This is a genomic window from Sporosarcina ureae (assembly GCF_002101375.1).
In the GTDB taxonomy this organism is placed as follows: domain Bacteria; phylum Bacillota; class Bacilli; order Bacillales_A; family Planococcaceae; genus Sporosarcina; species Sporosarcina ureae_B.
In genome coordinates, this window is the sequence record NZ_CP015207.1 from 3,106,462 (window position 1) to 3,132,959 (window position 26,498).

The 26,498-nt window shown below is 40.3% G+C and carries 23 protein-coding genes; 22 read left to right on the forward strand and 1 reads right to left on the reverse strand.

Annotated features, from left to right (window positions below; all coding sequences use genetic code 11):
• Window position 1 precedes the first annotated feature (1 nt).
• The 22 genes from SporoP8_RS15170 (at window position 2) to SporoP8_RS15275 (ending at window position 25,646) form a co-directional block, all read left to right on the forward strand.
• The gene (locus SporoP8_RS15170; RefSeq protein ID WP_085133285.1) at window positions 2-955 is read left to right on the forward strand and encodes an ABC transporter permease; all 954 of its coding nucleotides are present in this window, start codon (window positions 2-4) and stop codon (window positions 953-955) included.
• 208 nt (window positions 956-1,163) lie between these two features.
• Window positions 1,164-2,438 carry an EF-P 5-aminopentanol modification-associated protein YfmF gene (yfmF, locus tag SporoP8_RS15175; RefSeq protein ID WP_085133286.1) on the forward strand — a complete coding sequence of 425 codons (1,275 nt, stop codon included), beginning with the start codon at window positions 1,164-1,166 and terminating at the stop codon, window positions 2,436-2,438.
• Window positions 2,435-3,727 (forward strand): EF-P 5-aminopentanol modification-associated protein YfmH, encoded by a 1,293-nt coding sequence (gene yfmH / locus SporoP8_RS15180; protein ID WP_085133287.1) that lies wholly within the window; start codon window positions 2,435-2,437, stop codon window positions 3,725-3,727. The genes yfmF and yfmH overlap by 4 nt, the downstream gene beginning before the upstream one ends.
• Before the next feature lie 2 nt (window positions 3,728-3,729).
• A complete protein-coding gene (gene ymfI / locus SporoP8_RS15185) occupies window positions 3,730-4,458 on the forward strand; it encodes an elongation factor P 5-aminopentanone reductase (RefSeq protein WP_085133288.1) in 729 nt (242 codons plus the stop codon).
• Between the two features lie 360 nt (window positions 4,459-4,818).
• Window positions 4,819-5,613, forward strand: a complete 795-nt coding sequence (locus tag SporoP8_RS15190; RefSeq protein WP_085133289.1) for a DUF3388 domain-containing protein — start codon at window positions 4,819-4,821, stop codon at window positions 5,611-5,613.
• 27 nt (window positions 5,614-5,640) lie between these two features.
• Window positions 5,641-6,444, forward strand: a complete 804-nt coding sequence (locus SporoP8_RS15195) for a helix-turn-helix domain-containing protein (protein WP_158232261.1) — start codon at window positions 5,641-5,643, stop codon at window positions 6,442-6,444.
• Window positions 6,445-6,518: 74 nt separating this feature from the next.
• Window positions 6,519-7,097, forward strand: a complete 579-nt coding sequence (gene pgsA / locus SporoP8_RS15200) for a CDP-diacylglycerol--glycerol-3-phosphate 3-phosphatidyltransferase (protein ID WP_085133291.1) — start codon at window positions 6,519-6,521, stop codon at window positions 7,095-7,097.
• 16 nt (window positions 7,098-7,113) lie between these two features.
• Window positions 7,114-8,370 carry a competence/damage-inducible protein A gene (locus tag SporoP8_RS15205; RefSeq protein WP_085133292.1) on the forward strand — a complete coding sequence of 419 codons (1,257 nt, stop codon included), beginning with the start codon at window positions 7,114-7,116 and terminating at the stop codon, window positions 8,368-8,370.
• Between the two features lie 166 nt (window positions 8,371-8,536).
• Complete coding sequence (gene recA, locus SporoP8_RS15210; RefSeq protein ID WP_085133293.1) at window positions 8,537-9,598, forward strand: recombinase RecA; 1,062 nt, start codon at window positions 8,537-8,539, stop codon at window positions 9,596-9,598.
• A gap of 530 nt (window positions 9,599-10,128) precedes the next feature.
• Window positions 10,129-11,688 (forward strand): ribonuclease Y, encoded by a 1,560-nt coding sequence (gene rny, locus SporoP8_RS15215; RefSeq protein ID WP_085133294.1) that lies wholly within the window; start codon window positions 10,129-10,131, stop codon window positions 11,686-11,688.
• A gap of 67 nt (window positions 11,689-11,755) precedes the next feature.
• The gene (locus SporoP8_RS15220) at window positions 11,756-12,553 is read left to right on the forward strand and encodes a TIGR00282 family metallophosphoesterase (RefSeq protein ID WP_085133295.1); all 798 of its coding nucleotides are present in this window, start codon (window positions 11,756-11,758) and stop codon (window positions 12,551-12,553) included.
• A 92-nt stretch (window positions 12,554-12,645) separates the two neighbouring features.
• A complete protein-coding gene (locus SporoP8_RS15225) occupies window positions 12,646-12,915 on the forward strand; it encodes a stage V sporulation protein S (RefSeq protein WP_085133296.1) in 270 nt (89 codons plus the stop codon).
• A 149-nt stretch (window positions 12,916-13,064) separates the two neighbouring features.
• Window positions 13,065-14,612, forward strand: a complete 1,548-nt coding sequence (gene miaB, locus SporoP8_RS15230; RefSeq protein ID WP_085133297.1) for a tRNA (N6-isopentenyl adenosine(37)-C2)-methylthiotransferase MiaB — start codon at window positions 13,065-13,067, stop codon at window positions 14,610-14,612.
• Entirely contained in the window at window positions 14,612-15,046 is a 435-nt protein-coding gene (locus SporoP8_RS15235) for a YlbF/YmcA family competence regulator (RefSeq protein ID WP_085133298.1), read from the forward strand. Before miaB ends, SporoP8_RS15235 begins: the two co-directional genes overlap by 1 nt.
• Window positions 15,047-15,166: 120 nt before the next feature.
• Complete coding sequence (gene cotE / locus SporoP8_RS15240; protein ID WP_085133299.1) at window positions 15,167-15,724, forward strand: outer spore coat protein CotE; 558 nt, start codon at window positions 15,167-15,169, stop codon at window positions 15,722-15,724.
• Window positions 15,725-16,119: 395 nt separating this feature from the next.
• Complete coding sequence (mutS, locus tag SporoP8_RS15245) at window positions 16,120-18,687, forward strand: DNA mismatch repair protein MutS (RefSeq protein WP_085133300.1); 2,568 nt, start codon at window positions 16,120-16,122, stop codon at window positions 18,685-18,687.
• Window positions 18,688-18,692: 5 nt separating this feature from the next.
• Window positions 18,693-20,519, forward strand: a complete 1,827-nt coding sequence (mutL, locus tag SporoP8_RS15250; RefSeq protein WP_085133301.1) for a DNA mismatch repair endonuclease MutL — start codon at window positions 18,693-18,695, stop codon at window positions 20,517-20,519.
• Window positions 20,520-20,546: 27 nt separating this feature from the next.
• Complete coding sequence (locus SporoP8_RS15255) at window positions 20,547-22,187, forward strand: glycerol-3-phosphate dehydrogenase/oxidase (protein ID WP_085133302.1); 1,641 nt, start codon at window positions 20,547-20,549, stop codon at window positions 22,185-22,187.
• The gene (locus SporoP8_RS15260) at window positions 22,184-23,110 is read left to right on the forward strand and encodes an alpha/beta hydrolase (protein ID WP_085133303.1); all 927 of its coding nucleotides are present in this window, start codon (window positions 22,184-22,186) and stop codon (window positions 23,108-23,110) included. Before SporoP8_RS15255 ends, SporoP8_RS15260 begins: the two co-directional genes overlap by 4 nt.
• Window positions 23,094-24,026 (forward strand): tRNA (adenosine(37)-N6)-dimethylallyltransferase MiaA, encoded by a 933-nt coding sequence (gene miaA / locus SporoP8_RS15265; protein ID WP_085133304.1) that lies wholly within the window; start codon window positions 23,094-23,096, stop codon window positions 24,024-24,026. The genes SporoP8_RS15260 and miaA overlap by 17 nt, the downstream gene beginning before the upstream one ends.
• 40 nt (window positions 24,027-24,066) lie before the next feature.
• Entirely contained in the window at window positions 24,067-24,291 is a 225-nt protein-coding gene (hfq, locus tag SporoP8_RS15270) for an RNA chaperone Hfq (RefSeq protein WP_085133305.1), read from the forward strand.
• A gap of 95 nt (window positions 24,292-24,386) precedes the next feature.
• Window positions 24,387-25,646 carry a methionine gamma-lyase family protein gene (locus SporoP8_RS15275; protein WP_085133306.1) on the forward strand — a complete coding sequence of 420 codons (1,260 nt, stop codon included), beginning with the start codon at window positions 24,387-24,389 and terminating at the stop codon, window positions 25,644-25,646.
• Window positions 25,647-25,697: 51 nt separating this feature from the next.
• On the opposite strand, the gene lexA is transcribed toward SporoP8_RS15275, so the two are convergent.
• A complete protein-coding gene (gene lexA, locus SporoP8_RS15280; RefSeq protein WP_085133307.1) occupies window positions 25,698-26,318 on the reverse strand; it encodes a transcriptional repressor LexA in 621 nt (206 codons plus the stop codon).
• Window positions 26,319-26,498: the final 180 nt, after the last annotated feature.

The following is a 26,498-nucleotide window of genomic DNA, read 5'->3' on the forward strand; positions in this document are numbered from 1 at the left end:
CATGTTAGATGTATTATATTTCATCATACCTATAACAATTGCTTCTGCAGCTCCTCTTATTTTTACAGCAATTGGCGGTGTATTCTCTGAGCGATCCGGAGTCATCAATATTGGATTGGAAGGCCTCATGATTATGGGTGCATTTATCGGGATCCTGTTCAACCTGTTTTTCGCGGATACCTTTGGTGCATGGACACCTTGGATTGCATTAATTGTGGCAATGCTCGTTTCGGCTTTGTTTGCAACACTTCACGCTATAGCGTCTATCTCGTTCCGAGCGGATCAAGTAGTATCAGGTGTAGCGATTAACATGTTAGGACTTGCCATTGCATTATTCTCAGTAAAAATGATTTTTGGTAAAGGTCAAACTGATTTCATTCAACAAAAAATCCCAAGATTCAACGTACCATTTTTGGAAGATATCCCAATCATAGGACCCATGTTCTTTAAATTAGTTTATGGCTCTTCAATTTTGGCGATAGCTGTTGCATTTATTGCATGGTTTGTTATTTACAAGACGCCATTTGGTTTACGTCTTCGCTCAGTAGGAGAGCATCCGATGGCGGCAGATACGATGGGAATTAAAGTAACAAAAATTCGCTATATCGCAGTTCTGATTTCTGGTGGACTGGCCGGGATTGGTGGGGCAGTTTATTCTCAAACCATCACGAATGATTTCGGACATGCGACAATAAATGGGCAAGGATTCATGGCACTTGCAGCGATGATCTTTGGGAAATGGCACCCACTAGGAGCTATGGGAGCCGCGCTATTCTTCGGATTTGCGCAGGCATTAGCCATCAGTTCTTCTAGTATTACGTTCTTAGCAGACATCCCACCAGTGTATTTCCATATATTCCCTTACGTTTTAACTATTCTAGCGCTTGCTGGATTCCTAGGAAAAGCGAAAGCACCAAAAGCACTTGGTAAACCTTACGTTAAAGGAAATAGATAAAAACTAGAAAAGCTAGCTGGAGATACATACTCTTCAGTTAGCTTTTCTAAGGTTGTAGTGATAATAAATCAAGATTTCATTCATCTTCCGCTTCAGTCCTGGCTAAAGTCTATCTTTAGCGCACGAAAGTTGTATCATTTTCCAAATGGCAGGCTAAAATGTATAGTGAGACTAGGAATACATATAATAAGGTAAACGAGGTGTTTGTATGTTCAATAAAACAAAATTACAAAATGGCGTACATTTGTATATACGTAAAACGGAACAATTTAAAACGGTGAATGTGACAATTAAGTGGAAAGCACCACTGGATCAAAAGAAAGCTTCTGAACGTACAGTGTTAGCAAATGTGATGGAGGATTCGACGAAGCAGTACCCAACATTAAGTTCAATGCGCAAGGCGCTTGACGAGTTGTACGGTACAGTATTATTTACGGACGTCTCAAAGAGAAGCTCTCAGCATATGGTTTCACTTTATACAGAATGTGTAAACGATGAATTTTTTGCAGGAGAAGACATCTTTAAACAGTTGTGGCAATTGATTCGTTCTGTAGTGTTTGATCCAAATGTAACGGATAAGGCTTTTGATCCCGATGTAACAGAGAGGGAAAAACGTAATGTCCGTGATCGGATTCGTTCTATATATGACGACAAAACACGTTTCGCACAGAAACGCATGCTTGAAATCATGAGACCGAATCACCCGGCATCAATTTCAGCTTACGGCACAGAAACTGCGGTGTCTGAAATTACAAGTGAAAGTCTTTATGCTACATATGAAGATATGATGAATAATGATTTGATTGATATTTATGTAGTGGGCGATATAGATGAGAATGATATCATTGAGCAAATTAAACAGTTCTTACCATTTGCAGCTAGAGATGCGGCGAAACAAAATGAATTATTGGATGTGAAAGTGTCAGGTTCTGTGAATACAGTCAGAGAAAAACAAGACATGAAACAAGGTAAACTTCATCTTGGTTTCCATACACCTGTATCTTTCCATCATCCTGATTACCATAAGATGCAAATAACAAATGGTGTTTTCGGTGGCTTTGCTCATAGTAAATTATTCATGAACGTGAGAGAAAAGGAAAGTATGGCATACTATGCGAATAGTGCATTTGCATCGCATTATGGTATCGTCTATGTCACGGCGGGTATTGATGCGGATTTGGAAGAGAAAGCTGTCAAGTTAATTCTTGAGCAACTAACGGCATTACAAAATGGCGAGAGTACAGAAGTCGAGTTAAGTCAGACGGTCGCACTTCTAGAAAACAGCATCTTGAGTGCAAATGATTCAGCCCGCAGTCAGATTGAAATTTTTGATCAATATAAAGAATTAGACGAGAACTTCACGGCTGAACGATTAATCGAAAAGTGGGAATCGGTCACATTGGAAGATATAAAGGAAATGGCGAATACAATTCAATTGGAAATTGTGTATTTGCTGTCAGGTAAGGAGGATGTTTCCGAATGAAAGAAGTAAATTTTGATCAACTACAAGAGAAGATTTATACTGAAACACTAGATAATGGTTTAAAAGTTGTTATTCTACCGAAACGTGGATTTTCTAAAACGTTTGTAACGTTTACGACGAAATATGGGTCCATTGATCGTACGTTTAAACCGCATGGCAAAGATGAACTCATTACAGTACCTGATGGTATTGCCCATTTTCTAGAACACAAAATGTTTGAGAAAGAAGATGGAGATGTTTTTCAGAAGTTTAGTTTAAATGGTGCCTCTGCCAACGCTTATACAACATTTGGTAGAACGGCATACCTTTTTTCTGCAACCAATAAACTAAAAGAAAACACAAAAATATTACTCGATTTTGTTCAACAACCCTATTTCACGAAACAAACTGTTGATAAAGAAAAGGGTATTATTGCCCAGGAAATTACCATGTATGATGACCAGCCCGACTGGCGATTATATTTTGGCACAATTGAAAACCTCTATGAAAACCATCCGGTAAAAATCGATATTGCCGGGACTGTAGTGTCTATTCAGGACATTACAGCTGAACATTTATATACATGTTATGAGACATTCTATCATCCATCCAACATGTTACTGTTTATCGTGGGAGCAGTGAAGCCGGAAGAAATGATGGCGTTTGTTAAAAAAGATCAAGCAAAGAAATCGTTCGATAAACCAGAGGTGATTGAACGCCAATTCCCGTCAGAATCAAATGAAGTCGATGTGCCTGCACGTACATTGACGATGGATGTTTCAAAACCGAAATTGAATATCGGTATGAAATGTACCAAGGTAGATTTACAAGGACAAGAGATGCTTGAAACGGAATTGTCAGCAAACCTCGTATTAGATAGTCTATTCGGTCGTACATCTGCATTTTATGAAAAAGCGAACGCAGAAGGCTTAGTTGATGAATCGTTCTCATATGAGTTTTCCTTGGAAGAAGGCTACGGTTTTGCGATGGTCGGTTCTGATACAGATGAGCCAGAGCGCTTGGAAAAATTGATTCGTCATACGATTAAAGACGCAAAATTAAATTGGCCAGTGCAAGAAGAAGATTTGGATAGGATGCGTAGAAAGAAAATTGGTCAATTTATGCGTTCATTGAATTCCATCGAATTTATCGCGAACCAATACACACGATATGAATTTAACGATATGAATTTATTCGATGTCGTACCAACTTTAGAGAAGTTATCGATGGATAAACTAAAAGAAGCATTTGCAACGTTCTCCGATGACAATAGCTATACAATCTTCAAAGTCATGCCACCGAAGCAATGAGTATGAAGCGTTTTGCACTCGTTTTAGGTGCATCCGGAGGGATTGGGGAAGTGATCTGTAAACAACTAGCTAAAGCGGGGTGGTCTTTGTATATGCACTATAATGCAAATAAAAGCCAGCTCGATCTATTGCGTTATGAATTGGAAAAGACTTATCCCAACCAACAATTCCGTAGTGTGCAAGCAGACTTTAGAGTTGAATGGGCAGCAGAGAAATTGGCAGCTGACATTCAAAGCGTTCAAGCAATTGTTGTAGCTAACGGTCAGTCAGTTGTCAAACTGTTATCGGAGACAAGCGAAATGGAAATGTCGGAATTGTGGCAGGTCCACATGCAGAATCCAGCCCGTTTAATCGCACTGTTATCTGAAAAACTACGCAAGCATGAGGTCTCCTATATTGTATTTATCGGATCAATATGGGGCAGTACTGGTGCTGCAGGTGAAGTAATGTATTCTGCAGTCAAAGGTGCACAGCATGCCTTCGTCAAAGCATATGCAAAGGAATCCGCGTATTCAGGCATACGGGTCAATGCTATTGCCCCGGGATGGATCGACACCCGCATGAATCAAGAGTTTTCTGCAGAGGAACGTCAGATGGTACTTGAACAGATTCCGCTTTTGTCAGTCGGGACACCGCAAGAAATAGCGAATATGGTCGAATTTATGTTGAGTGGCAAAGCAAATTATATGACAGGTGAAATAATTCAAATCAATGGTGGCTGGTATATTTAAAGCCTTGGGAAAGAGACTGAGACATAACTATCTCACCCCGTTTCCTTGCACTCCGAAAGGCATACTTTCCGAGGGGCGTGGCTTGAGCCGCTTCCTTCGCTTTGCTACGTCCAGGGTCTCAAGACGCACGCTGATCCCTCAGGAGTCGGTCTTTCTCCGTTCCGGTACACTCTGATACTCTAAAAAATATTTGCTGATAGAACAGAAAAAAGCGTAAAGGACTCATTGCCCTTACGTTTTTTCTGTTCTGTCCCAACCTCTTTCTTTTTTTCTTTTATTCGCTTTGGCAATCCGCTATTATAGAACTAAGTGCATACTTGTGCGTTCTGGAAAAAGTAGTTTTATGAAGGAGTGTGTTGAATGGGAGAATGGTATGTCGAATATGAGTTGCAAGTCAATCGGCCTGGATTGCTAGGGGATATTGCTTCCCTACTTGGTATGTTACGAGTAGATATTGTGACTATTAATGGGGTAGATGGCAGATACCGTGGTATGCTCGTTCACACTGATCATGATCAGCAAATTAAACGTTTCGAGTTGATCGCTTCTACTATGGATGCGATTGTCATCCATAAGATCAGAGAACCTAAATTGCGTGATGTATTAGCTGTCCGACATGGACATTATATTCAGCGCGGTACCGATGACCGAAGAACCTATCAATTCATAAGAAGTGAGCTTGGAATCTTAGTGGACTTTTTAGCAGAGATCTTCAAACAAGATGGTCATAAACTAATCGGTGTCCGTGGAATGCCGCGGGTAGGAAAAACAGAATCCGTAGTAGCGGCAAGTGTTTGTGCTAATAAAAAATGGGTCTTTTTATCTTCCACGATGATTAAACAAACGATTAGAACGAGTATGATGGGGGATGAATTCTCAGACGATAACATTTTTATACTTGACGGGATCGTGACACGAAAAACTTCTGACGAACGTCATATGCAATTAGTACGTGAAATTATGGGCTTGCCGACAATTAAAGTGGTTGAGCATCCGGATATGTTTGTGAAGCAATCCGAATATACAATGGAAGATTTTGATATAATTATAGAGTTGCGGACGACTGTAGATCAAGAGATCACTTACGACATTTTAGAGAAGAATGATCCACTATCCAACCGTAATACTATGGGCGGCTTTAATATGTTTAATTGATTGAAATGAGTTAGGTGGGTGTTGAATTTGATCGGAATAGGTGCTCGTTTAAAAGAAGCGAGGATTTCAAAAGGATTGACGTTAGAAGCTTTGCAGGACAGTACGAAAATCCAGCAACGTTATCTATCAGCAATTGAAAATGAAGAATTTCAAGTTATTCCTGGCGCTTTCTATGTACGTGTTTTTATTAAACAGTATGCAGAAGCGGTTGACTTGGATGCGGATGAAATACTGAGTCTTTATCAAGATGAGTATGAACCGGCAGTGCAAGAAAAACAGGAAAAAATTGTGCCAGCGACTATGCAACGTAGTGCAGGTTCAAAGCAGAGTAACCAATTAAAAGAAGCAATGCCAAAAATAATTGTTGCACTATTTATTATAATGATTTTAGTGATTGTTTATACTTTACTAAGAGACAATGCATCAGAACCAACTGTAGATGATGAATCATCAGACCCTATTTCGTCAGTTGTAACTGATCCGCAACAGGATTCAAACCAAGTGGTTAAGAAGCCTGTTGAACACGCTTCTACTGTGGGTGAAACCTCTATATTCAAATTATCTGATCCTGAAAATATCACAGTGGTTATCAAGACTACGGGTAACTCTTGGATTTCAGTAACGGATCAAGATGGCGAAGAACGCATGCCGAAACCAAGTGGTGCCCGAGTAGTACAAGAAGGCGAAACAATTGAAATTCAAGCGGACGATGCAGAAAGTTTGAGAATACGAGTTGGTAATTACGAAAATGCAGAACTGACTGTTAATGGACAACGAGTAGATTACCCAACAGATCTCGTCCCACAAAACATTGTGTTAAAAAAACCATAATAAAATAGTCATCTAAAGAGGTGATTATTTTATTCTTTATAAGTAGATTTTACCGTTAGAAAGGCGGACATGTAATGAATTTACCAAATAAAATTACGCTCTCGAGAGTATTTATGATCCCTATTTTCATCCTGTTTCTTACAGTGGACTTTGGTTGGGGAGTGATTCAGCTAGGTGGAGTAGAAATGCCTGTTGAACATTTGGTGGGCGCGATCATCTTTATCATAGCTTCTACAACTGACTGGCTAGATGGATACTTAGCAAGGAAAAACAATTTAGTAACAAATATGGGGAAGTTTTTGGATCCGTTAGCAGATAAATTACTAGTCTCAGCTGCTTTTATTTTATTAGTGGAAATGGGGACGGCTCCTGCATGGATTGTGATTGTTATTATCAGTAGAGAATTTGCGGTTACAGGATTACGGTTGATTTTAGCGGGTGGTGGGGAAGTAGTTGCAGCGAACCAGTTAGGTAAAATTAAAACAGTTACGCAACTACTAGCGATATCATTCCTTTTATTGCATAATATTTTCTTCGAAGCGATTGGTATTCCATTTGGAACCATCATGTTGTACATTGCATTAGTATTTACAGTATGGTCAGGTATCGATTACTTTGTTAAAAATCGCAAAATTTTAGTGGAGTCAATGTGAGGAGTGAAGTGTATTCATGAAAGCAGAGATTATTGCGGTAGGGTCTGAACTTCTTCTGGGACAAATCACGAATACCAATGCTAGGTTCATATCGGCTAAATTAGCTGAAGCTGGAATAGATGTGTATTGCCACACCGTTGTAGGGGATAATCCTAAACGCTTGTCACAAACAATTCAGTTGGCTCAGCAACGTGCAGACATCCTGATCTTTAGTGGCGGTCTCGGACCCACAAAAGATGACTTGACAAAGCAAACTATTGCAAGTGAATTGGGTTGTGAGCTTATATCTGATGACGATGCGATGAAAACGATCGAAGATTATTTTACCCAAGTCGGAAAAGTAATGACTGAAAATAATAAACAGCAAGCCCTTGTATTAAAAGGTTCTACGGTATTGCCGAATCGAAATGGTATGGCACCAGGCATAGCAATAGGAAAAGATGGTAAACAGTATATTTTGCTGCCCGGCCCACCGCATGAAATGGAGCCCATGTTTGAACAAGAAGCAATTCCATACTTACTCGGTGTATATGGTAAACAAGATGTAATCTCTTCAAAGGTATTGAAGTTACAAGGAATAGGCGAATCGGAATTGGAAGTCCGTATCCAAGCTATTCTTGAGAAGCAGACGAATCCAACAATTGCACCACTTGCTTCACCGGGTATGGTTAACCTACGTATTACCGCAAAAGCCAAAACGGAAGAAGAAGCACAGAAATTGATATCACCTGTGGAACAGGAAATTCGTTCTATTGTAGGGGAGTTTATCTACGGTGTGGATGATGATACACTGGCTTCCAAAACGACTGAATTGTTGCTTCAAAATGACTGGACTATTTCTGCTGCAGAAAGTCTAACAACCGGTATGTTTATGGCGGAACTTGGTTCAGAAGCGGGAATAGGTAACGCGCTAAAAGGCGGCCTTGTGGTATATAATAAAGAGATGAAAGTGGAGCAATTGGGTATTTTACCATCATTACTTGATTACCATGGGATTGTCAGTGCAGAGTGCGCTGAATCGATGGCGGAAAGCGTTCGGGAGAGATTCACTACAACATTTGGAGTGAGCCTGACTGGTGCTGCTGGCCCTGAGCCACATGATGGTCAGCCAGCCGGTACAGTTTGGATTGGCATTGCAGCAGAAGGTATGAAGACAACATCTTATAGACTTCAGCTATCAGGTTCTCGTAATACAAATCGTAAACGTTCTGTTCAATTTGCTTTACATTATCTCATTCAAATAATCAAAGAGAAAAAAGAACTGAAGTATTGAATTTTGCTAGTGAATTAGCTGGCAAAATTCAATTCATCTCAGCTTTTTGCGCTTGTTTTTCAATTTCTATTACTGATTTATCGAATACCCGTTCGTTTAATTCTTGTGTATTCTGTTGGGAAAAGGTATAATAAGAGTAGAAAAAGAGTTTGAGGAGGAATTGTAATTGAGCAATCGTAAAGCGGCATTAGATATGGCATTAAAACAAATAGAGAAACAATTTGGTAAAGGTTCTGTCATGAAAATGGGAGAAAAGACTGATCTTCAAATTGATACATCATCATCAGGTTCACTAGCTTTGGATGCGGCGCTAGGAATAGGTGGATATCCACGTGGACGAGTAATTGAAATATATGGACCAGAGAGTTCTGGTAAAACAACCGTTTCTTTGCATGCAATTGCAGAAGTACAAGCAAGTGGTGGTACTGCGGCGTTTATTGATGCAGAACACGCATTAGATCCTGTCTATGCACAAAAGCTAGGTGTCAATATCGACGAGTTGCTATTATCACAGCCAGATACAGGTGAGCAAGCATTGGAAATTGCAGAAGCACTTGTTCGTTCAGGTGCGGTAGATATCGTGGTAGTGGACTCAGTAGCAGCACTTGTACCAAAAGCTGAAATCGAAGGCGAGATGGGTGACGCACACGTTGGTTTGCAAGCTCGGTTGATGTCTCAAGCATTACGTAAACTTTCTGGTGCTATTAATAAATCCAATACTATTGCAGTCTTCATTAACCAGATTCGTGAAAAAGTAGGTGTCATGTTCGGGAATCCAGAAGTAACACCAGGTGGACGTGCATTGAAGTTCTATGCTTCTGTTCGTCTCGAAGTACGTAGAGGTGAAGCAATCAAGCAAGCTAACGATATTATGGGTAATAAAACAAGAATTCGTGTCGTGAAAAATAAGGTTGCACCACCATTCCGTACAGCAGAAGTAGACATCATGTATGGTGAAGGAATTTCAAAAGAAGGTGAAATTCTAGATTTAGGATCTGAATTGGAAGTAGTCCAAAAGAGTGGTGCTTGGTATTCTTATGAAGGCGAACGTTTAGGTCAAGGTCGTGAAAATGCGAAACAATTCTTGAAGGAAAACTTGAAAATGCGTGATGAAATCGCGTCTAAAATCCGTGAATCATACGGTTTGAATGCTACGAACTATGTGATTGCAGCGCATGATGAAGAGGACGAGCTGGATGATTTATTAACACTTTCGGAAGAAAAGTAAGTTATATATGGAAGTAAAACCGCCAATTGGCGGTTTTTTTATAAATATTTATAAGAATTAGTATGGGAATGACATACTTCCAGCTAATATAGAACCTAAAGCTCATTTGAATGAATAAGTGAAATGTGAAGTGGAAAGGCTCAAGCAAAAAACAAAAAGAGTCTGTGAGCATGATTTTTCCTCCATCATTCCTTGACACAATAAAAATACAACTATACAATTAAAGTGGCGTATTATATACGTCCTATATTTAACAAACCAATCAATTGTTTTTGGCGGTATGTTGATTTTAACTTAATTCAGCAAAATGAAAAGTTAAGTAAAAAGTAGTGACATCAATAGAAAATTAGTCCCGAAACAGCAGGTTTTCTACTACCCGTTGGATTAAGTTAAGCCTTAGGTGTTTTCACAGATCATCGGGACATTACCGAGAAGCTTCGGTAACTAGTAAAGTGAATATATTCGCCGTGGCAAAATTGATTATACAAGCCGACTGAAAAGAAAAGAATAAGCAGGAGGAGGTGACCTCAATGGGTATTGAAATACTCATCTCCGTTTTGCTAAGTCTCATCGTCGGTGCAGTTGTTAGCTTTTTTATATTGAAAAATGTGAATGATTCAAAAGTAACTGGTGCCAAACATACTGCCAACCAACTCGTCGAAGAGGCGAAGCGTGAAGCGGAGTCAGTGAAGAAAGAGGCACTGTTAGAAGCGAAAGATGAAACTCACGAACTGCGGATTGAAGCAGAAACTGAAGTCCGTGAGAGAAGGACGGAATTACAGAAACAGGAAAACCGTCTCTTACAGCGTGAAGAAAACCTTGATCGCAAGGATGATGCGCTCAATAAAAGAGAAGCAGGTCTAGAGCGCAAAGAAGATGCGCTATTAGAAAGACAACAGCATATTGAAGAGATGGAACGCAAAGCGGAACAACTCGTTACTACACAGAAGACCGAATTAGAGAGAATTTCTTCGTTAACAAGAGATGAGGCAAAGCGCATCATCTTGGAAGATGTCGAAGAAGAGCTTTCTACGGATATTGCTGTCATGACAAAAGAATCTGAGCAACGGGCTAAAGAGGAATCCGAGCGTAAAGCACGTGAAATCCTATCATTGGCATTGCAACGGTTTGCGGCAGATCATGTGGCTGAAACTACAGTCTCTGTCGTTAATTTGCCGAATGATGAGATGAAAGGTCGCATCATTGGTCGTGAAGGACGAAATATTCGTACACTTGAGACGCTTACAGGTATTGATTTGATTATTGACGATACGCCAGAAGCCGTCATTCTATCAGGTTTCGATCCAGTCCGGAGAGAAACAGCGAGATTGGCTTTGGAAAAATTAGTTCAGGATGGACGAATTCATCCTGCACGTATCGAAGAAATGGTCGACAAATCTAGAAGAGAAGTGGACGAGTTAATCCGAGAAAAAGGAGAACAAACTACATTCGATGTAGGTGTTCATAACTTGCATCCGGATATGATCAAAATTCTTGGTCGTTTGCACTTCCGTACGAGTTACGGGCAGAATGTCTTGAAACACTCCATTGAAGTAGCCTATTTAACTGGTTTACTGGCAGCAGAGCTTGGAGAAGACGTAACACTTGCTAGACGCGCTGGTTTACTACATGATATCGGTAAAGCGATTGACCATGAGGTAGAAGGTAGTCACGTGCAGATTGGTAAAGAGTTGGCAGTGAAATATAAGGAACATCCAGTTGTCATTAACAGTATTGCTTCCCACCACGGTGATGAAGAAGCTACCTCTGTTATCGCAGTGCTAGTAGCCGCGGCAGATGCATTATCTGCAGCAAGACCAGGTGCTCGCAGTGAAACATTGGAAAATTATATTAAACGTCTGCAAAAGCTCGAAGAAATTTCGGAATCATACGAAGGTGTGGAGAAGTCATTTGCTATTCAGGCTGGACGAGAAGTGCGAATCATTGTTCGTCCTGAACAGATCGATGATATTACCGCACATCGTTTAGCACGTGATATACGAAAACAAATCGAGGAAGAATTGAACTACCCAGGGCATATCAAAGTGACGGTCATACGGGAGACCCGCGCAGTAGAGTATGCGAAATAATACCTAACACAAAACAGCTTCCGATTCGTTTGGAAGCTGTTTTCATTTTGGAAAGAGGTTAATACAGATGAAAGTACTATTTATTGGAGATATTGTAGGATCGATGGGAAGAGAAATGGTAATTGATTATTTATCACGTTTGAAGCGAAAATATCAAGCAGACGTAATTATCGCGAATGGTGAAAATGCAGCTTCAGGTAGAGGAATTACAAAAGCCATCTATCATGATTTATTGCATGCTGGAGTAGATGTCATCACGATGGGAAACCATACATGGGATCAACGTGAAATTTATGATTTCATTGACGAAGTGGACTATTTGATTCGACCTGCCAACTTCTCAGAGCAAGCACCCGGTAAAGGTATGACATCCATTACAAAAAATGGTGTTACACTTTCCGTTATTAATTTACATGGTCGCACATTCTTGCCACCGCATGATGATCCATTTGCTAAAGCTGATGAACTAGTGGAAGAAGCTTTGCAAACATCACCATTGGTTTTTGTAGACTTTCACGCAGAAGCTACAAGTGAAAAGATTGCAATGGGATGGCACTTGGACGGAAAAGTATCTGTAGTGGTAGGGACACATACACATGTCCAAACTGCAGACGAACGAATCTTGCCAGGGGGTACTGCATATTTAACGGATGCAGGTATGACAGGCCCGTATGATGAAATTTTAGGAATGAAAAAAGAAGACGTATTGTATCGCTTCTATACCAACTTACCAACCCGCTTCGAGGTACCGAAAAGTGGAAGACCACAGCTAAACGGCATGTTTGTAGAATTGGATGACAAAACTGGTAAAGCGCTCAAAATTGAACGAATCCGAATTAACGAAGATCATCCGTTCAAAAACTAATTATCTAGGTGTCTAAATCCTTCTTGTCTATCATAGGATGTCGTATGGAATATACGCGTTCCATAGACATTGCAAAATAAGGAGGAAATATCGTGAGTCCCTTGAAAGTATCATCTCGCTCAAATCCGAATTCAGTAGCAGGAGCATTGGTTGCAGTGATCCGTGAACAAGGCTATGCCGAAATCCAGGCAGTCGGCGCTGGTGCATTAAATCAAGCAATCAAAGCAATTGCAATCGCAAGAGGATTCGTTGCACCAAGTGGAGGCGACCTAATTTGCGCGCCTGCCTTCACCGATATCGAAATCAACGGAGAAGCTAGAACAGCGCTCAAACTTTTCGTTGAAAAAAAGGAACGTAAGTAGAATACAAAAGACCACGAATCAATATGTGGTCTTTTTTTCATGACAAACCAGCGACATTTTTCCGCTTTGCTGTCATATCACACAAAAGTTCAGTATAATAACATCAGGTATGCTTATTTCCCGATAAGTAATAGAAAGGGGCTTCTGCAATGAATGAAGAACAGCGCTTGCAAGCTGGACTCGCAACAAAAGACAAATCGAAACCAGATAGCATGAAAAAAGACTATAGCAAATATTTCGAGTCTGTGTATAGTGGGCCTTCTCTAAAAGACGCAAAAAAACGCGGGAAAGAAGAAGTGGAATATCACGATAACTTTCAAATAGATCAACGCTTTAAAGGAATGGGACAAGGTCGTAAATTCTTTATTCGAACATTTGGTTGTCAAATGAACGAACATGATACGGAAGTAATAGCTGGTATTCTTATGGCATTAGGATATGATGCCACTGACAATGTAAAAGAAGCTGATGTCATATTGCTTAATACATGTGCAATCCGAGAAAATGCGGAAAACAAAGTGTTTGGTGAATTAGGGCATTATAAACCGCTTAAATTAACAAATCCTGATTTATTAATCGGTGTATGTGGCTGCATGTCGCAAGAAGAATCCGTCGTAAATAAAATCTTGAAAACGTATGATCAAGTGGATTTGATTTTCGGGACACATAACATACATCGCTTGCCGAACATCTTACATGAAGCGTATATGTCTAAAGAGATGGTTATTGAAGTGTGGTCCAAGGAAGGCGACGTGATCGAGGACTTGCCAAAAGTCCGTCACGGTAAGATTAAAGCATGGGTTAATATAATGTATGGATGCGATAAGTTCTGCACGTACTGTATCGTGCCGTATACGCGCGGCAAAGAACGCAGCAGACGACCAGCAGATATCATTCAAGAAGTTCGCCAGTTGGCTGCCCAAGGGTATAAAGAAATCACCTTACTCGGGCAAAATGTTAATGCCTACGGAAAAGATTTTGACGATATTACATACCGTCTAGGTGATCTAATGGATGAGTTACGCTTAATTGATATCCCGAGAATTCGTTTCACCACAAGTCACCCTCGTGATTTTGATGACCACTTGATAGAAGTCCTTGCAAAAGGTGGAAACTTGGTAGATCATATTCATTTGCCTGTACAATCAGGTTCATCTGACGTGCTGAAGATAATGGCTCGCAAGTATACACGAGAGAGTTATTTAGAACTGGTTGATAAAATTAGAACTGCAATACCTAATCTATCACTCACAACGGATATTATCGTAGGTTTCCCAAATGAAACAGAAGAACAGTTTCAAGAAACGTTGTCTCTCTATCGTGAAGTTGGTTTTGATATGGCGTTCACATATATTTATTCACCACGTGAAGGTACGCCCGCTGCAAAGATGCAAGACAATATACCAATGGAAGTGAAGAAAGAACGCTTGCAACGTCTTAACAAGCTAGTGAACGATATGTCTGCCGAAGCAATGAAGCCATACGAAGGACAAACTGTTAAAGTGCTCGTTGAAGGGGAAAGTAAAAGAAATCCTGATGTACTAGCGGGCTATACAGAAAAAAATAAACTTGTGAATTTTGTAGCACCGCGCTCCGTAATTGGTGAGATTGTAGAAGTTCGTATTAAAGAAGCAAAATCATGGTCACTCAATGGTGAATTCATTAGAGTAGTCCAACAAGAAAAGGTGATGGGATAATGGAAAAGAAGTTTACGAAAGACGAAATTATAGAAAAAGCACGTGATTTAGCACATATGTTGGCAAACACAGAAGAAGTAGAGTTTTATAAACGTGCAGAAGCACAGATCAATGAAAATCAAAAAGTACGTGAAAAAATTGCTAGTATGAAATCTCTTCAAACACAGGCAGTAAATTTCCAAAACTACGAAAAAGAACGAGCATTAAAAGCAATCGAAAAGAAAATCGAACAAGTTCAAGAGGAAATTGATGCGATTCCATTAGTACAAGAATTCAAACAGTCTCAAGACGAAGTGAATAACTTGCTTCAATTGGTTTCCAATACGATTGCAAATAGTGTGACAGATGAAATTATTGAGTCTACCGGCGGTGATCTATTACGTGGTGAAACAGGCTCATATGTAGAGAATACTCAAAAGAAATCACTTTCTTAAATAAAAAATCGGTAAAGGAGAAAATTCCTTTCCGATTTTTTTCAATTTCTGGGCTGCTGTTGCATAGGATGGATAGAAGCCAAAGAAGGAGGAAGAAAACTGAAAAACTTACGACAAATTGTGACGAAAGCTGTTATTGCCAAAGGGAAGCATCGATCGGAAACTACTGAGTTGTTGAAGCCGCCTAATCGTCCCTCCAGCATATTGGGTTGCTGGGTGATCAATCACACGCAACAAGCAAAGAAAGTTGGATCGCATGTGGAGGTAACTGGAAGTTTCGACGTAAATGTTTGGTACTCACATCATGATCATTCCAAAACGTCTGTCTTTACTGAATCGATTCCTTATAAGGATAAAATCGCATTGCATTATCGCGATGAGCCGACATCCGCTAAAGAAGAGACGATTGTCACGGTATTACAGCATCCGAACTGTACAGAAGCAAGTATTTCTGAATGCGGCCAAAACTTCTCCATTTCCATTGAAAGAGAATTATTGGTAGAGATGATTGGTGAAACAAAAGTCTCTGTTACCATCCATCCTCATCCATATGATGAAGAATGGCCGATACTGGAAGCAGAATCTTCTTCTATTGTGATGGAGGATAAAAAGGATAAAGAAGTGCCGAATAAAGAGAGACCACATCAACCGCCACAACGTAAAGATTCACCATTTTAAAAGCCGGAGATTCACCGGCTTTTTTTTGATGTTTTTTCGTTAAGTAGAAAAAATGTTGCAGGTCAAGTGAACTTTACCATCCTAGAACTTGCAGGAGTCTTTAGGCAATTATAAAATAGCTTATAAATTTATCTATCTTGACACTGCTAACATATGAGGGAATGGAAATGAAATACAAATTCGTGCAACTCATTTACCCAAATAGAAATCGATGATTATAAACTATTCTCGCTAATCAAAAGCCGGAATAGTTTTTATTCATTTTTATACGGGATATTTATTTAATTATCTATGCTGATCTTCCTTTTAAAATTTCTGCAACCCCTTTTGATTCGTTAACTCTACAGGTGTTTGGTATAATGTATAGAAAATGAGCGAGAAAAAGAGGGTTTACCATGTCTGAACATACACCAATGATGCAACAATATTTGAAAATTAAAGAGCAATATACAGACGCATTTTTATTCTTTCGTCTGGGAGACTTCTATGAGATGTTTTTTGAGGATGCAGTTAACGCATCTGCATTATTAGAAATCACGTTAACGAGTAGGGATTCTGGTGCAAGGGAACGTATACCAATGTGTGGCATACCTTATCACTCCGCAACTGGATATATTGAAACATTGATTCATAAAGGACATAAAGTAGCGATATGTGAACAAATGGAAGACCCGCGAAACGTAAAGGGAATTGTTAAACGTGAAGTCATGAAAGTTATTACACCTGGGACATTAACAGAAGGTAAAACAATGGATGTCGAAGCCAATCATTTTATCGGTGCCATCGATAGCTTAGGAAATCAATGTTATGCATTAGCGTACCTTGATGTTGGTACTGGAGAAGGAAAAGTAGAGTTAATTGAAGGAAGCGAGCGAACGCTACTGGCAGAAATTGAAGCTCTTAGCATGAAGGAAATTGTCGTTGATCAACCACTACATGCTGTTTTGGCAGAACTGTTCGAAAGTCGCGAAATAATGCTTTCGATTGAAGATACGGAGCATTCAGGATCAATTGGTCACGATACATATGAACATCTGCCAGAAGAGTTGCAGGAAGCTTGCCGTAAATTGCAATCGTATCTACTCCGTATGCAAAAGATGGTTTTTGGTCATATTCGACCTTTTATCTATATAGAGAAAGATGCAAAGTTATCGATTGATGCCAACTCAATGCGGAATTTAGAGCTAGTGCAAACTATTCGTTCCGGTAAAAAAGAAGGTACGTTGTTCTGGGTGCTGGATGAAACCGTTACGGCGATGGGGGCAAGGAAATTACGGATGTGGATTCACCAGCCCTTGGCACAGCGCCAAGCGATTGAAGATCGTCTGGAAACGGTAAACAACTTGCTTGATGAGTATTTCTTGCGTGAAGAATTACTTGAAGAATTACATGATGTATATGATGTAGAACGTCTTGCAGGAAGAATTTCCATGGGCAGTGCAAGCGCGCGTGATCTTGCACAGTTACGAAACTCCTTGTCGCATATACCGAAAATAAAACAATTACTCGAAGAATCGAAGCGTCCGATGTTACAGCGTTTTGCTGATCGAATGGATCCTTGCGGGGAAACATTCCAATTGCTGACGGATGCTATTGCAGCAAACCCACCGATCTCCAGTAAAGACGGTGGATTAATTCTTGACGGCTATCATGAAAAGCTAGATGAACTGCGAAATGCATCCCGTAACGGAAAGACATGGCTTGCGCAGCTCGAACAAAAAGAACGGCAGCTAACAGGAATTAAAACGCTAAAAATAGGTTATAACCGGATTTTTGGGTATTATATCGAAATTACTAAATCCAATATCCATTTAGCCGACTTATCTCGCTATGAGCGTAAGCAGACACTTGCCAATGCTGAGCGATACATAACGACGGAGCTGAAAGAAAAAGAAGAATTGATCTTAAATGCGGAAGCAGACAGCCAGACATTGGAACTGGACTTGTTTCAGTCGATCCGCGAACAAGTGAAGGGCGATGTGCAAAGAATTCAACAACTGGCCTCTGTTATTAGTGAACTGGATGTATTGCTGTCATTTGCTAAAGTATCCGAAAAGAATCAATATGTCCGACCAGAATTCCATACAGGGAAGGCTGTAGACATTCAAAATGGCCGACATCCAGTCGTGGAGAAAATGATGAATCATTCATTATATATTCCGAATTCTTGTACCCTAGCTGAAGATAAGAATATGTTACTCATTACAGGTCCGAATATGTCAGGTAAAAGTACGTATATGCGTCAAGTCGCTTTAACTGTGGTGATGGCTCAAATCGGTTGTTTCGTTCCTTGTGAAAAGGCAATACTACCTATTACAGATCAAATTTTCACACGAATTGGGGCTGCAGATGACGTGGCATCTGGACAGAGTACATTCATGATGGAAATGATGGAGTCTCAATATGCATTGGCTCATGCGTCGTCTCACAGCTTATTGTTGTTTGACGAGATTGGGCGCGGAACATCAACGTATGACGGGATGGCACTCGCACAGGCGATGATGGAGTATATCCATGAAGAAATCGGTGCCAACACATTGTTTTCTACACACTATCATGAACTGACACAACTGGAGGATGTGGTGGATCGCTTATTGAATGTCCATGTCGCGGCGAAAGAGCAAAACGGCAAAGTCGTGTTCCTGCATAAGGTGTTGCCTGGTGCAGCTGACCGAAGCTACGGGATTCATGTAGCCGAACTTGCGGGCCTTCCTGCTGATGTAGTTGGACGTGCGAAAACCTTATTACAGCGATTTGAAGATGACAGTACAACAAAAGCCGTGTCTTCTGTTTCGGAGCAACTGGCCTTGTTTGAGACAGATAATGACCCGACTCTTTCAGCAGAAACACAAAAATTACTAGATGAAATAGAAACAGTTGATTTGATGAATATGACACCCATGCAAACCATGCAAAAAATGATGGAGTGGAAAGAACGCCTGACAACAGAGAAGAAGGGGTGAAGCGGATGAATCAAATTCACATCATGGATGACACACTGGCCAATAAAATTGCGGCAGGAGAAGTGGTGGAACGTCCTGCTTCTATCGTCAAGGAATTAGTGGAGAATGCGATTGATGCGCAAAGCACTAAGATAGAAATATCTCTTGTCGAGGCAGGTTTAACTTCGATTCGTGTGACCGATAACGGCAAAGGTATGTCTGAAGAAGATGCGATCCGCTGTTTTGAAAGACATGCTACTAGTAAAATAACTAATGAGCATGATCTATTTCGAATCCGTACACTTGGCTTCCGTGGTGAAGCTTTAGCAAGTATCGCGGCAGTATCAAAAGTATCGTTATGGACCTCGGATGGTGTGGATGGGGCTGTAGTGGAAATTGAAGGCGGTAAAGTACTGAAATATGAATCGGGAGCATTACGAAAAGGTACAGACTTTCTCATACAACATTTATTCTTCAATACACCGGCACGTTTGAAATATATGAAAACAATTCAGACGGAGCTCGGACATACAATTGATTTATTAAATCGATTAGCACTAAGCCATCCTGACGTATCCTTTACGTTAACTCACGATCATCATGAAATTCTTAGAACATCGGGTTCAGGAGACTTATTACGGGTATTATCAGATATATACGGTGTCGCGGTTGCACGTAAAATGATCCCGTTTCAAAAAGAAGATGCTGATTTCAAGGTGAAAGGTTTTATTACACTTCCAGAGATGACACGCGCATCCAAAAATTACATTTCACTTCTAATGAATGGCCGTTGGATTAAAAGCTATACAGGGACGCAGGCGGCTATCGATGCAATGCATACATACTTGCCTATTGGAAGGTATCCGATTGCCGTCATTGATATTACGGCAGATCCCATTTTGACAGATGTAAACGTGCATCCTGCGAAGCGTCATATCCGTATCAGTAAAGAAGGGGAATTACTTTCTTTGATAAAAGATGCCATCAGAGAAGCAATTCAAGGAGTCACGATTATTCCCGACGCTGTGAAGAAAGAGAAGCCTATTAAAAGAGACTCAGAGCAACAAACGATTTGGACGCCTTCTTATCACCGACCGGCAGTGACGGTTCCATTACATGAAAAAGATACTCAGCCATCCATTGCGCCTGTCAACGAACCTATCATAGAACAACCTACATCAGTCTTCCCTGAAACTATTTTTGAGCCGCAGGAAGAATCAGTGCCCGAAGAGCCTGTCGTCTACGAGCAAGAACAGCAGGAAATGAATCATTTCCCTTCCATTGCACCTATCGGACAAATTCATGGAACATATATAGTGGCTCAAAATGAAGATGGATTTTATTTGATTGATCAACACGCAGCGCAAGAGCGAATAAAATATGAATATTTTAAAGTGAAGCTTGGACAAGTGGATGCGAGTGAGCGTCAACAATTGCTTTTGCCACTTGTCTTTCATTATTCAGCTGATGAGCAAGTGAAGATCGAAGAGTGTAAGAGTGCACTGGAAGAAGTCGGTGTGTTTCTGGAAGCGTTCGGTCCAGCGACGTATACGGTGAAAGAGTATCCTTCATGGTTTCCGGAAGGACAAGCGACCTCAATTATAGAAGAAATGATTGAGCAAGTACTCGAGAAACGCAAAGTCGATGTCGAGAAATTGCGTGAAGAAAGCGCCATTATGATGAGTTGCAAAAAATCCATCAAAGCAAATTACTATTTAAGGCAAGAAGATATGGAACGTTTGCTTTCGGATCTAGGGGCTTGTCATAACCCTTATACATGTCCGCACGGTCGTCCGGTGTTAATTCATTTTACAACATATGAGTTAGAGAAAATGTTTAAACGAGTGATGTAGCAGAGCGAATCAGAAGGGAGCGATTATATGTTTTCTACATTAGAAAGATCAAGCAGAATTCAGGACTTGAGGAACTTTTCGTTCGATGTTTTAGTTGTCGGTGGGGGAATTACAGGCGCGGGTATCGCATTGGATGCAGCTATGAGAGGATTTTCGGTTGCCCTTGTCGATATGCAGGATTTTGCAGCGGGCACATCTAGCCGTTCAACAAAGCTGATACATGGTGGTTTGCGTTATTTGAAACAACTGGAAGTGAAAATAGTGGCAGAAACGGGAAAAGAACGGGAAATTGTCTTCCGTAATTCCCGTAATATCACGAAGTCCAGACCGATGCTGTTGCCGATCTATCAAAAAGGAACGTATGGCAAGTACTCCACTTCTACAGGACTTCTCATTTACGATTTACTGGCAGGTGTAAAGCGATCAGAAAGACGTGAAATGCTGACAAAAGAAGAAACGGCTGAACTTGAACCATTACTGAAAAAGGATCGGTTAAAAGGAGGCGGGCATTATGTGGAGTATCAGACTGATGATGCACGTTTAACGATTGAGGTACTAAAGAAAGCAGCAGAAAAAGGTGCCCTTTGCCTAAACTATATGAAATGCGAACAATTCAACTTTGAGAAAGATCGTGTCGTGGGTGTGGTCTTAAGTGATCAACTAACCGGCGAAAGGTTCTCCGTAGGGGCTTCTATGGTGATCAACGCATCAGGTCCATGGGTTGACGAGTTGCAGAAGAAAGTCACCACCAAAAATAAAAAACAATTGCATATTACAAAAGGTACTCATATTGTAGTAGATCAATCTATCTTTCCATTGCAGCAAGCAGTATATTTTGATAATTCAGATGGTCGAATGTTATTTGCTATTCCACGAGATAATAAAACGTATATTGGCACGACTGATACATTTTATACGGATGATAAACAGCATCCTATCGCGACAGAAGATGATATACACTATATCATCGATGCGGTTCATGAGATCTTTCCAAGCATTCATCTGCAACGTCAACATGTGGAATCTACATGGGCTGGAATCCGTCCATTGATCGCACAAGAGGGCAAAGCTGCTTCTGAAATCTCACGAAGAGATGAAGTGTGGGAAACAGTCCCTGGATTGTTAACGATTGCAGGAGGAAAGTTAACAGGCTACCGGCAGATGGCGGAAGTCGTGGTGGATCGAATTGATGAACAGTTAGAAAAGCCTTCTATCAAGCGATGTGAAACTAAGAATATGCCCGTCTCTGGAAGTGATTTCATAGACGATGAAGCTTTAAAACAATTTATTGGTCTGCAGGCTAAAAGAGCTCCACAGTTCGGCTTAACTTCACAGCAAGGAGCGCGACTTGCTTCCTTTTATGGAAGAAATAGTGATCAAGTGTTCCGATTCGCCCATGCGATTTCAGCAGAAGAGAATAGTTTGCCAATAAGTTTACGTGCAGAGATTTTATATAGTATTCATTGTGAAATGGCCACATCGCCAAGTGATTTCTTTATCCGGAGAAAAGGGGATTTATATTTCCAAATCGATGTTGTGGAATTATTAGCGACACAAGTAACAAACTATATGGCAAAGTTACTGCATTATACCGACAGCCAGAAAACCATTTATGAAAACGATTTAAAAAATGCGATTGCTGAAGCGAAAGGAAGTGCAGGTTCATGACAGACCAGTGGATAAAGATGCGTGATGGTACTAAAGTGTACAGTACGAGTTATACACCTAAGACCAAGCCAATAGCTCGTGTACATATCATTCACGGATTGGCTGAACATAGCCGTCGCTATGAACGATTTGCACAGTACTTGCTGTCACAAGGGTATGTCGTGACGTTGCATGACCAAAGAGGCCACGGAAAGACAGCCATAGAAAACGGCTATGTCTACGGCTATCTGGGTGACTCTGCTACATTCGACCAATTGGTAGACGATGCATTTGAAGTGAATCAATCCTATCAACTGCAATATCCCGAACTTCCGGTAGTACTCCTCGGACATAGTATGGGTTCGTTCGTTGCAAGGCGCTATATCCAGCTATACGGTTCAACAATAAATCAAGTGATCTTATTAGGTACTGGAACCAATTCTGAGCTCATTGCACATGCTGCGATTGCATTGGCTGCGTATAGAGAAGAGAAGTTCCCTAAAGAGCAACCGGATGAGTTTTTGAATGGTCTGGTCTTTGGTAATTATTCAAAACAATTTCCTAATGAAGGGGAATTTGCATGGTTATCACGCGATGTAGATAGTGTAACTGATTATGAAGCAGATGAGGCATGCGGATTCGTGCCTACTGCTCAAATGTTCCGCGTGTTGTTAGAAGGATTAAATTCTTTGGAATCGCCTGAATTCTTGTTGAATATTCCAAATGAACTACCGATTTTATTACTCTCAGGTACAGATGATTTAGTAGGAGACCGTGCTAAAGGGGTTTGGAAAGTAGCCAAACAATTCGATAAAGCCAATCAACAGCAAGTGACTGTTCAGCTCTATGAAGGCGGAAGACATGAGATGCTTCAGGAAACCAACTATAAACATGTGTATACGACTATCATAGAATGGATGAGACGACATGAACCTACCCGTTGATGTACTAGCAATAGTAGGGCCAACTGCTTCAGGTAAGACAGCGCTTAGTGTAGCGCTTGCAAATTTGTTTGATGGGGAAATCATTAATGGAGATGCCATGCAAGTATACAAAGAATTGGATATCGGCACAGCAAAGATACATCATTCTGAAATGCAAGGAATCCCACATCATTTCTTTGATGTGAAAGAACCAACGGAATCGTTTTCCGTAGCAGAATATCAACTAGCCGTCAGACAATGGATAGCAGATATTCAATCTCGCGGAAAACTACCCATACTTGTCGGTGGTAGCGGAATGTATGTGCAGTCTGTTTTGTTTGATTATCGATTTACAGAACAAGCAGCTGATCCTGAAGTGCGAGCGCGTTTAGAACGAGAACTTGAATCTGAAGGTGCAGATGTATTGCATGCAAGACTTGCAGAATTGGATCTGAAAAGTTCAGAAAAAATACATCCAAATAACCATAGAAGGCTAGTACGTGCGTTAGAAATCCTTGAAGTGACGGGTCAAACAAAACAAGATCATGAACAACAGCAAGGAAATCAACCCATGTATCATTCTTTAATTATTGGATTAGATCTCCCACGACAATTACTGTATGAACGAATCGATCTGCGTGTAGAACAAATGGTTCAAGCGGGATTATTTAATGAAGTACAGCAACTGTGGAATAAAGGAATTCGCCAAACTCAATCAGTACAAGCGATAGGTTATAAAGAACTGATTTCCTATTTTGACGGCCAATTAACAAAAGAGCAAGCAATAGAAGCGGTAAAGAAAAATACACGCAATTACGCAAAAAGGCAGCTAACATATTTCCGTAATAAATTGCCTGTCCAGTGGGTTGATGCTAATCAGCCAGCGGAAGAAATATTTCAAACAACCTGTAAGATAATAAAGGGTTTTAAGAAGTGAGTATGGAATAACTAAATAACAGTGACAAGGAGGCAATTGAATGACACAAGGAAATATGCAAGATACGTTTTTAAATTCTTTACGGAAGAATAACACATTTGTTACGATTTTTTTATTAAATGGTTTTCAGTTAAAGGGTCTAATTAAGTCGTATGATAATTATACGGTGCTGCTGGAAACGGATGGCAAGCAACAACTAATTTATAAGCACGCGATTTCCACGTATTCTCCTGCAAAACCAGTTATTTTAAAAGATGAACTATAAACAGGCGCTTGCCTGTTTTTTTTGTTGTCTTTCTTTTAGTATATAGACTTCATCTGGTAAAATAGAATATGACAAAATGAAATGAGGTACTACACATGCAAATTGCACCCATTAATGAAGAATTACTAACTAAATCAAAAGAAGCGGAAGAACTCATCGCGCCGTATGTGAAGACGGTAGAAGAAGTTGCATTTTTTAACCAAAGAAAAGTCTTACAAGCATTCAAAAAAAATCAAGTAAGTGACTTTCATTTATCGGGATCAACAGGTTATGGCTATGACGACAGTGGTCGTGATGTATTGGAACAAGTATATTCGGACGTATTCGGAGCGGAAGACTGTCTTGTAAGAAATCAAATCATTTCCGGAACGCATGCAATTACAATTAGCTTGTTTGGAATATTGCGCCCAGGTGATGAACTTCTATATATTACAGGTAAACCATACGATACGTTGGAGTCTATCATTTCGGGCAAAGGGAAAGATACTGGTTCACTAGAAGATTTTCAAATTTCGTACCAGCATGTTGATTTGAAAGAAAATGGTTCCGTTGATTATGAGAAAGTAAAAGAAACAATCTCATCGAAGACGAAAATCGTAGCGATTCAACGTTCTAAAGGCTATTCAAGCAATCCCTCATTCAGAATCCATGAAATTGAAGCGATTATAAAGGAAGTCCGCAACATGAAAGAGGATGTTGTAATCTTTGTAGATAATTGCTATGGAGAATTCGTTGAAAGGAAAGAGCCCGTTGAAGTTGGGGCGGATCTTATGGCAGGCTCACTTATTAAAAATCCAGGTGGCGGACTTGCCAGAACAGGTGGTTACATAGCGGGTAAGAAAGACTTGGTTGAGAAATGTGCATATCGTATGACATCTCCAGGTCTTGGAGCCGAAGCAGGAGCTTCTCTCGATACGTTACTAGAGATGTATCAAGGTTTCTTCTTGGCACCACACGTAGTTAGTCAGGCGGTTAAAGGCGCGTTATTCACATCGGCATTTTTCGGTAGCTTCGGTATGAATACGACACCGCATTACAGTGAGCTTCGAACGGATTTAATACAATCAGTGAATTTTAGGAATGCGGAACAAATGATTGCATTCTGCCAAATGATTCAGCAAAATTCACCAATCAATGCCCAATATGCACCGGAACCATCCTATATGCCGGGTTATGCTGATGACGTCATCATGGCTGCGGGAACGTTCATTCAAGGCTCCAGTATCGAATTGACAGCTGACGGCCCGATCAGACCGCCATACACAGCATATATTCAAGGCGGATTGACTTATGAGCATGTAAAATCAGCTGTACTAGATTCTATGGAACAGTTACTTGAAAAGAAATTGGTGTAAAGAAAAAAGTGTATCAAAACCTCATGTGGTTTTCGATACACTTTTTCTTTATTAATGAATCATACGGAATACACCAATCACTTTTCCTAAAATAGAAACTTGATCTACAATGATTGGCTCCATGGATGAGTTTTCTGGTTGGAGTCGGAAATAGTCTTTCTCTTTAAAGAAACGTTTGACTGTTGCTTCATCATCTTCTGTCATAGCTACGACAATTTCACCATTACTTGCGGAGTGCGTTTGTCTGACAATCACGCGGTCTCCGTTTAAAATGCCGGCTTCGATCATGCTATCCCCTACAATCTCCAACATGAAGATTTCCTCTTCTGATGAACCGAATGTATCCGGCAATGGGAAGTACTCTTCAATATTTTCAATCGTTGTAATTGGATTCCCTGCTGTAACTTTACCAATTAACGGTACATGCATAACGCCACTTTTTAACTCGTCCAGTCCTTCAGGATCCAAAATTTCAATGGCGCGTGGTTTTGTCGGGTCCCTACGTATGAAGCCTTTACTTTCGAGTCGTGATAAGTGACCGTGGACCGTAGAACTTGAAGCTAGACCGACAGCTTCTCCAATTTCGCGAACGGAAGGGGGGTACCCTTTTAAACGCACTTCATCTTTTATAAACGCAAGTATTTCTTCTTGTCTCTTTGATATTTTCTTCAACAGATTCACCTCTTCTACTAGTTTGCGAGCAATGGAATACTGAACCACTATTTTGAATATAGTATAACATGTGTTCGATTACTAATCAAACAAAGGTTCTAATTTTACTTGACATAGAATCATATGTTCTCTTATAATTAAGAACAAGTATTCCGAACGTGTATTCTAAAAGCGAAAATT

Bases quoted from the DNA above. Each gene is read 5' to 3' on its own strand.
- SporoP8_RS15170 (WP_085133285.1), top strand. From the start codon at position 2: ATGTTAGATGTATTATATTTCATCATACCTATAACAATTGCTTCTGCA.
- yfmF (WP_085133286.1), top strand. From the start codon at position 1,164: ATGTTCAATAAAACAAAATTACAAAATGGCGTACATTTGTATATACGT.
- yfmH (WP_085133287.1), top strand. From the start codon at position 2,435: ATGAAAGAAGTAAATTTTGATCAACTACAAGAGAAGATTTATACTGAA.
- ymfI (WP_085133288.1), top strand. From the start codon at position 3,730: ATGAAGCGTTTTGCACTCGTTTTAGGTGCATCCGGAGGGATTGGGGAA.
- SporoP8_RS15190 (WP_085133289.1), top strand. From the start codon at position 4,819: ATGGGAGAATGGTATGTCGAATATGAGTTGCAAGTCAATCGGCCTGGA.
- pgsA (WP_085133291.1), top strand. From the start codon at position 6,519: ATGAATTTACCAAATAAAATTACGCTCTCGAGAGTATTTATGATCCCT.
- SporoP8_RS15205 (WP_085133292.1), top strand. From the start codon at position 7,114: ATGAAAGCAGAGATTATTGCGGTAGGGTCTGAACTTCTTCTGGGACAA.
- rny (WP_085133294.1), top strand. From the start codon at position 10,129: ATGGGTATTGAAATACTCATCTCCGTTTTGCTAAGTCTCATCGTCGGT.
- SporoP8_RS15220 (WP_085133295.1), top strand. From the start codon at position 11,756: ATGAAAGTACTATTTATTGGAGATATTGTAGGATCGATGGGAAGAGAA.
- miaB (WP_085133297.1), top strand. From the start codon at position 13,065: ATGAATGAAGAACAGCGCTTGCAAGCTGGACTCGCAACAAAAGACAAA.
- SporoP8_RS15235 (WP_085133298.1), top strand. From the start codon at position 14,612: ATGGAAAAGAAGTTTACGAAAGACGAAATTATAGAAAAAGCACGTGAT.
- mutS (WP_085133300.1), top strand. From the start codon at position 16,120: ATGTCTGAACATACACCAATGATGCAACAATATTTGAAAATTAAAGAG.
- mutL (WP_085133301.1), top strand. From the start codon at position 18,693: ATGAATCAAATTCACATCATGGATGACACACTGGCCAATAAAATTGCG.
- SporoP8_RS15255 (WP_085133302.1), top strand. From the start codon at position 20,547: ATGTTTTCTACATTAGAAAGATCAAGCAGAATTCAGGACTTGAGGAAC.
- SporoP8_RS15260 (WP_085133303.1), top strand. From the start codon at position 22,184: ATGACAGACCAGTGGATAAAGATGCGTGATGGTACTAAAGTGTACAGT.
- miaA (WP_085133304.1), top strand. From the start codon at position 23,094: ATGAACCTACCCGTTGATGTACTAGCAATAGTAGGGCCAACTGCTTCA.
- hfq (WP_085133305.1), top strand. From the start codon at position 24,067: ATGACACAAGGAAATATGCAAGATACGTTTTTAAATTCTTTACGGAAG.
- SporoP8_RS15275 (WP_085133306.1), top strand. From the start codon at position 24,387: ATGCAAATTGCACCCATTAATGAAGAATTACTAACTAAATCAAAAGAA.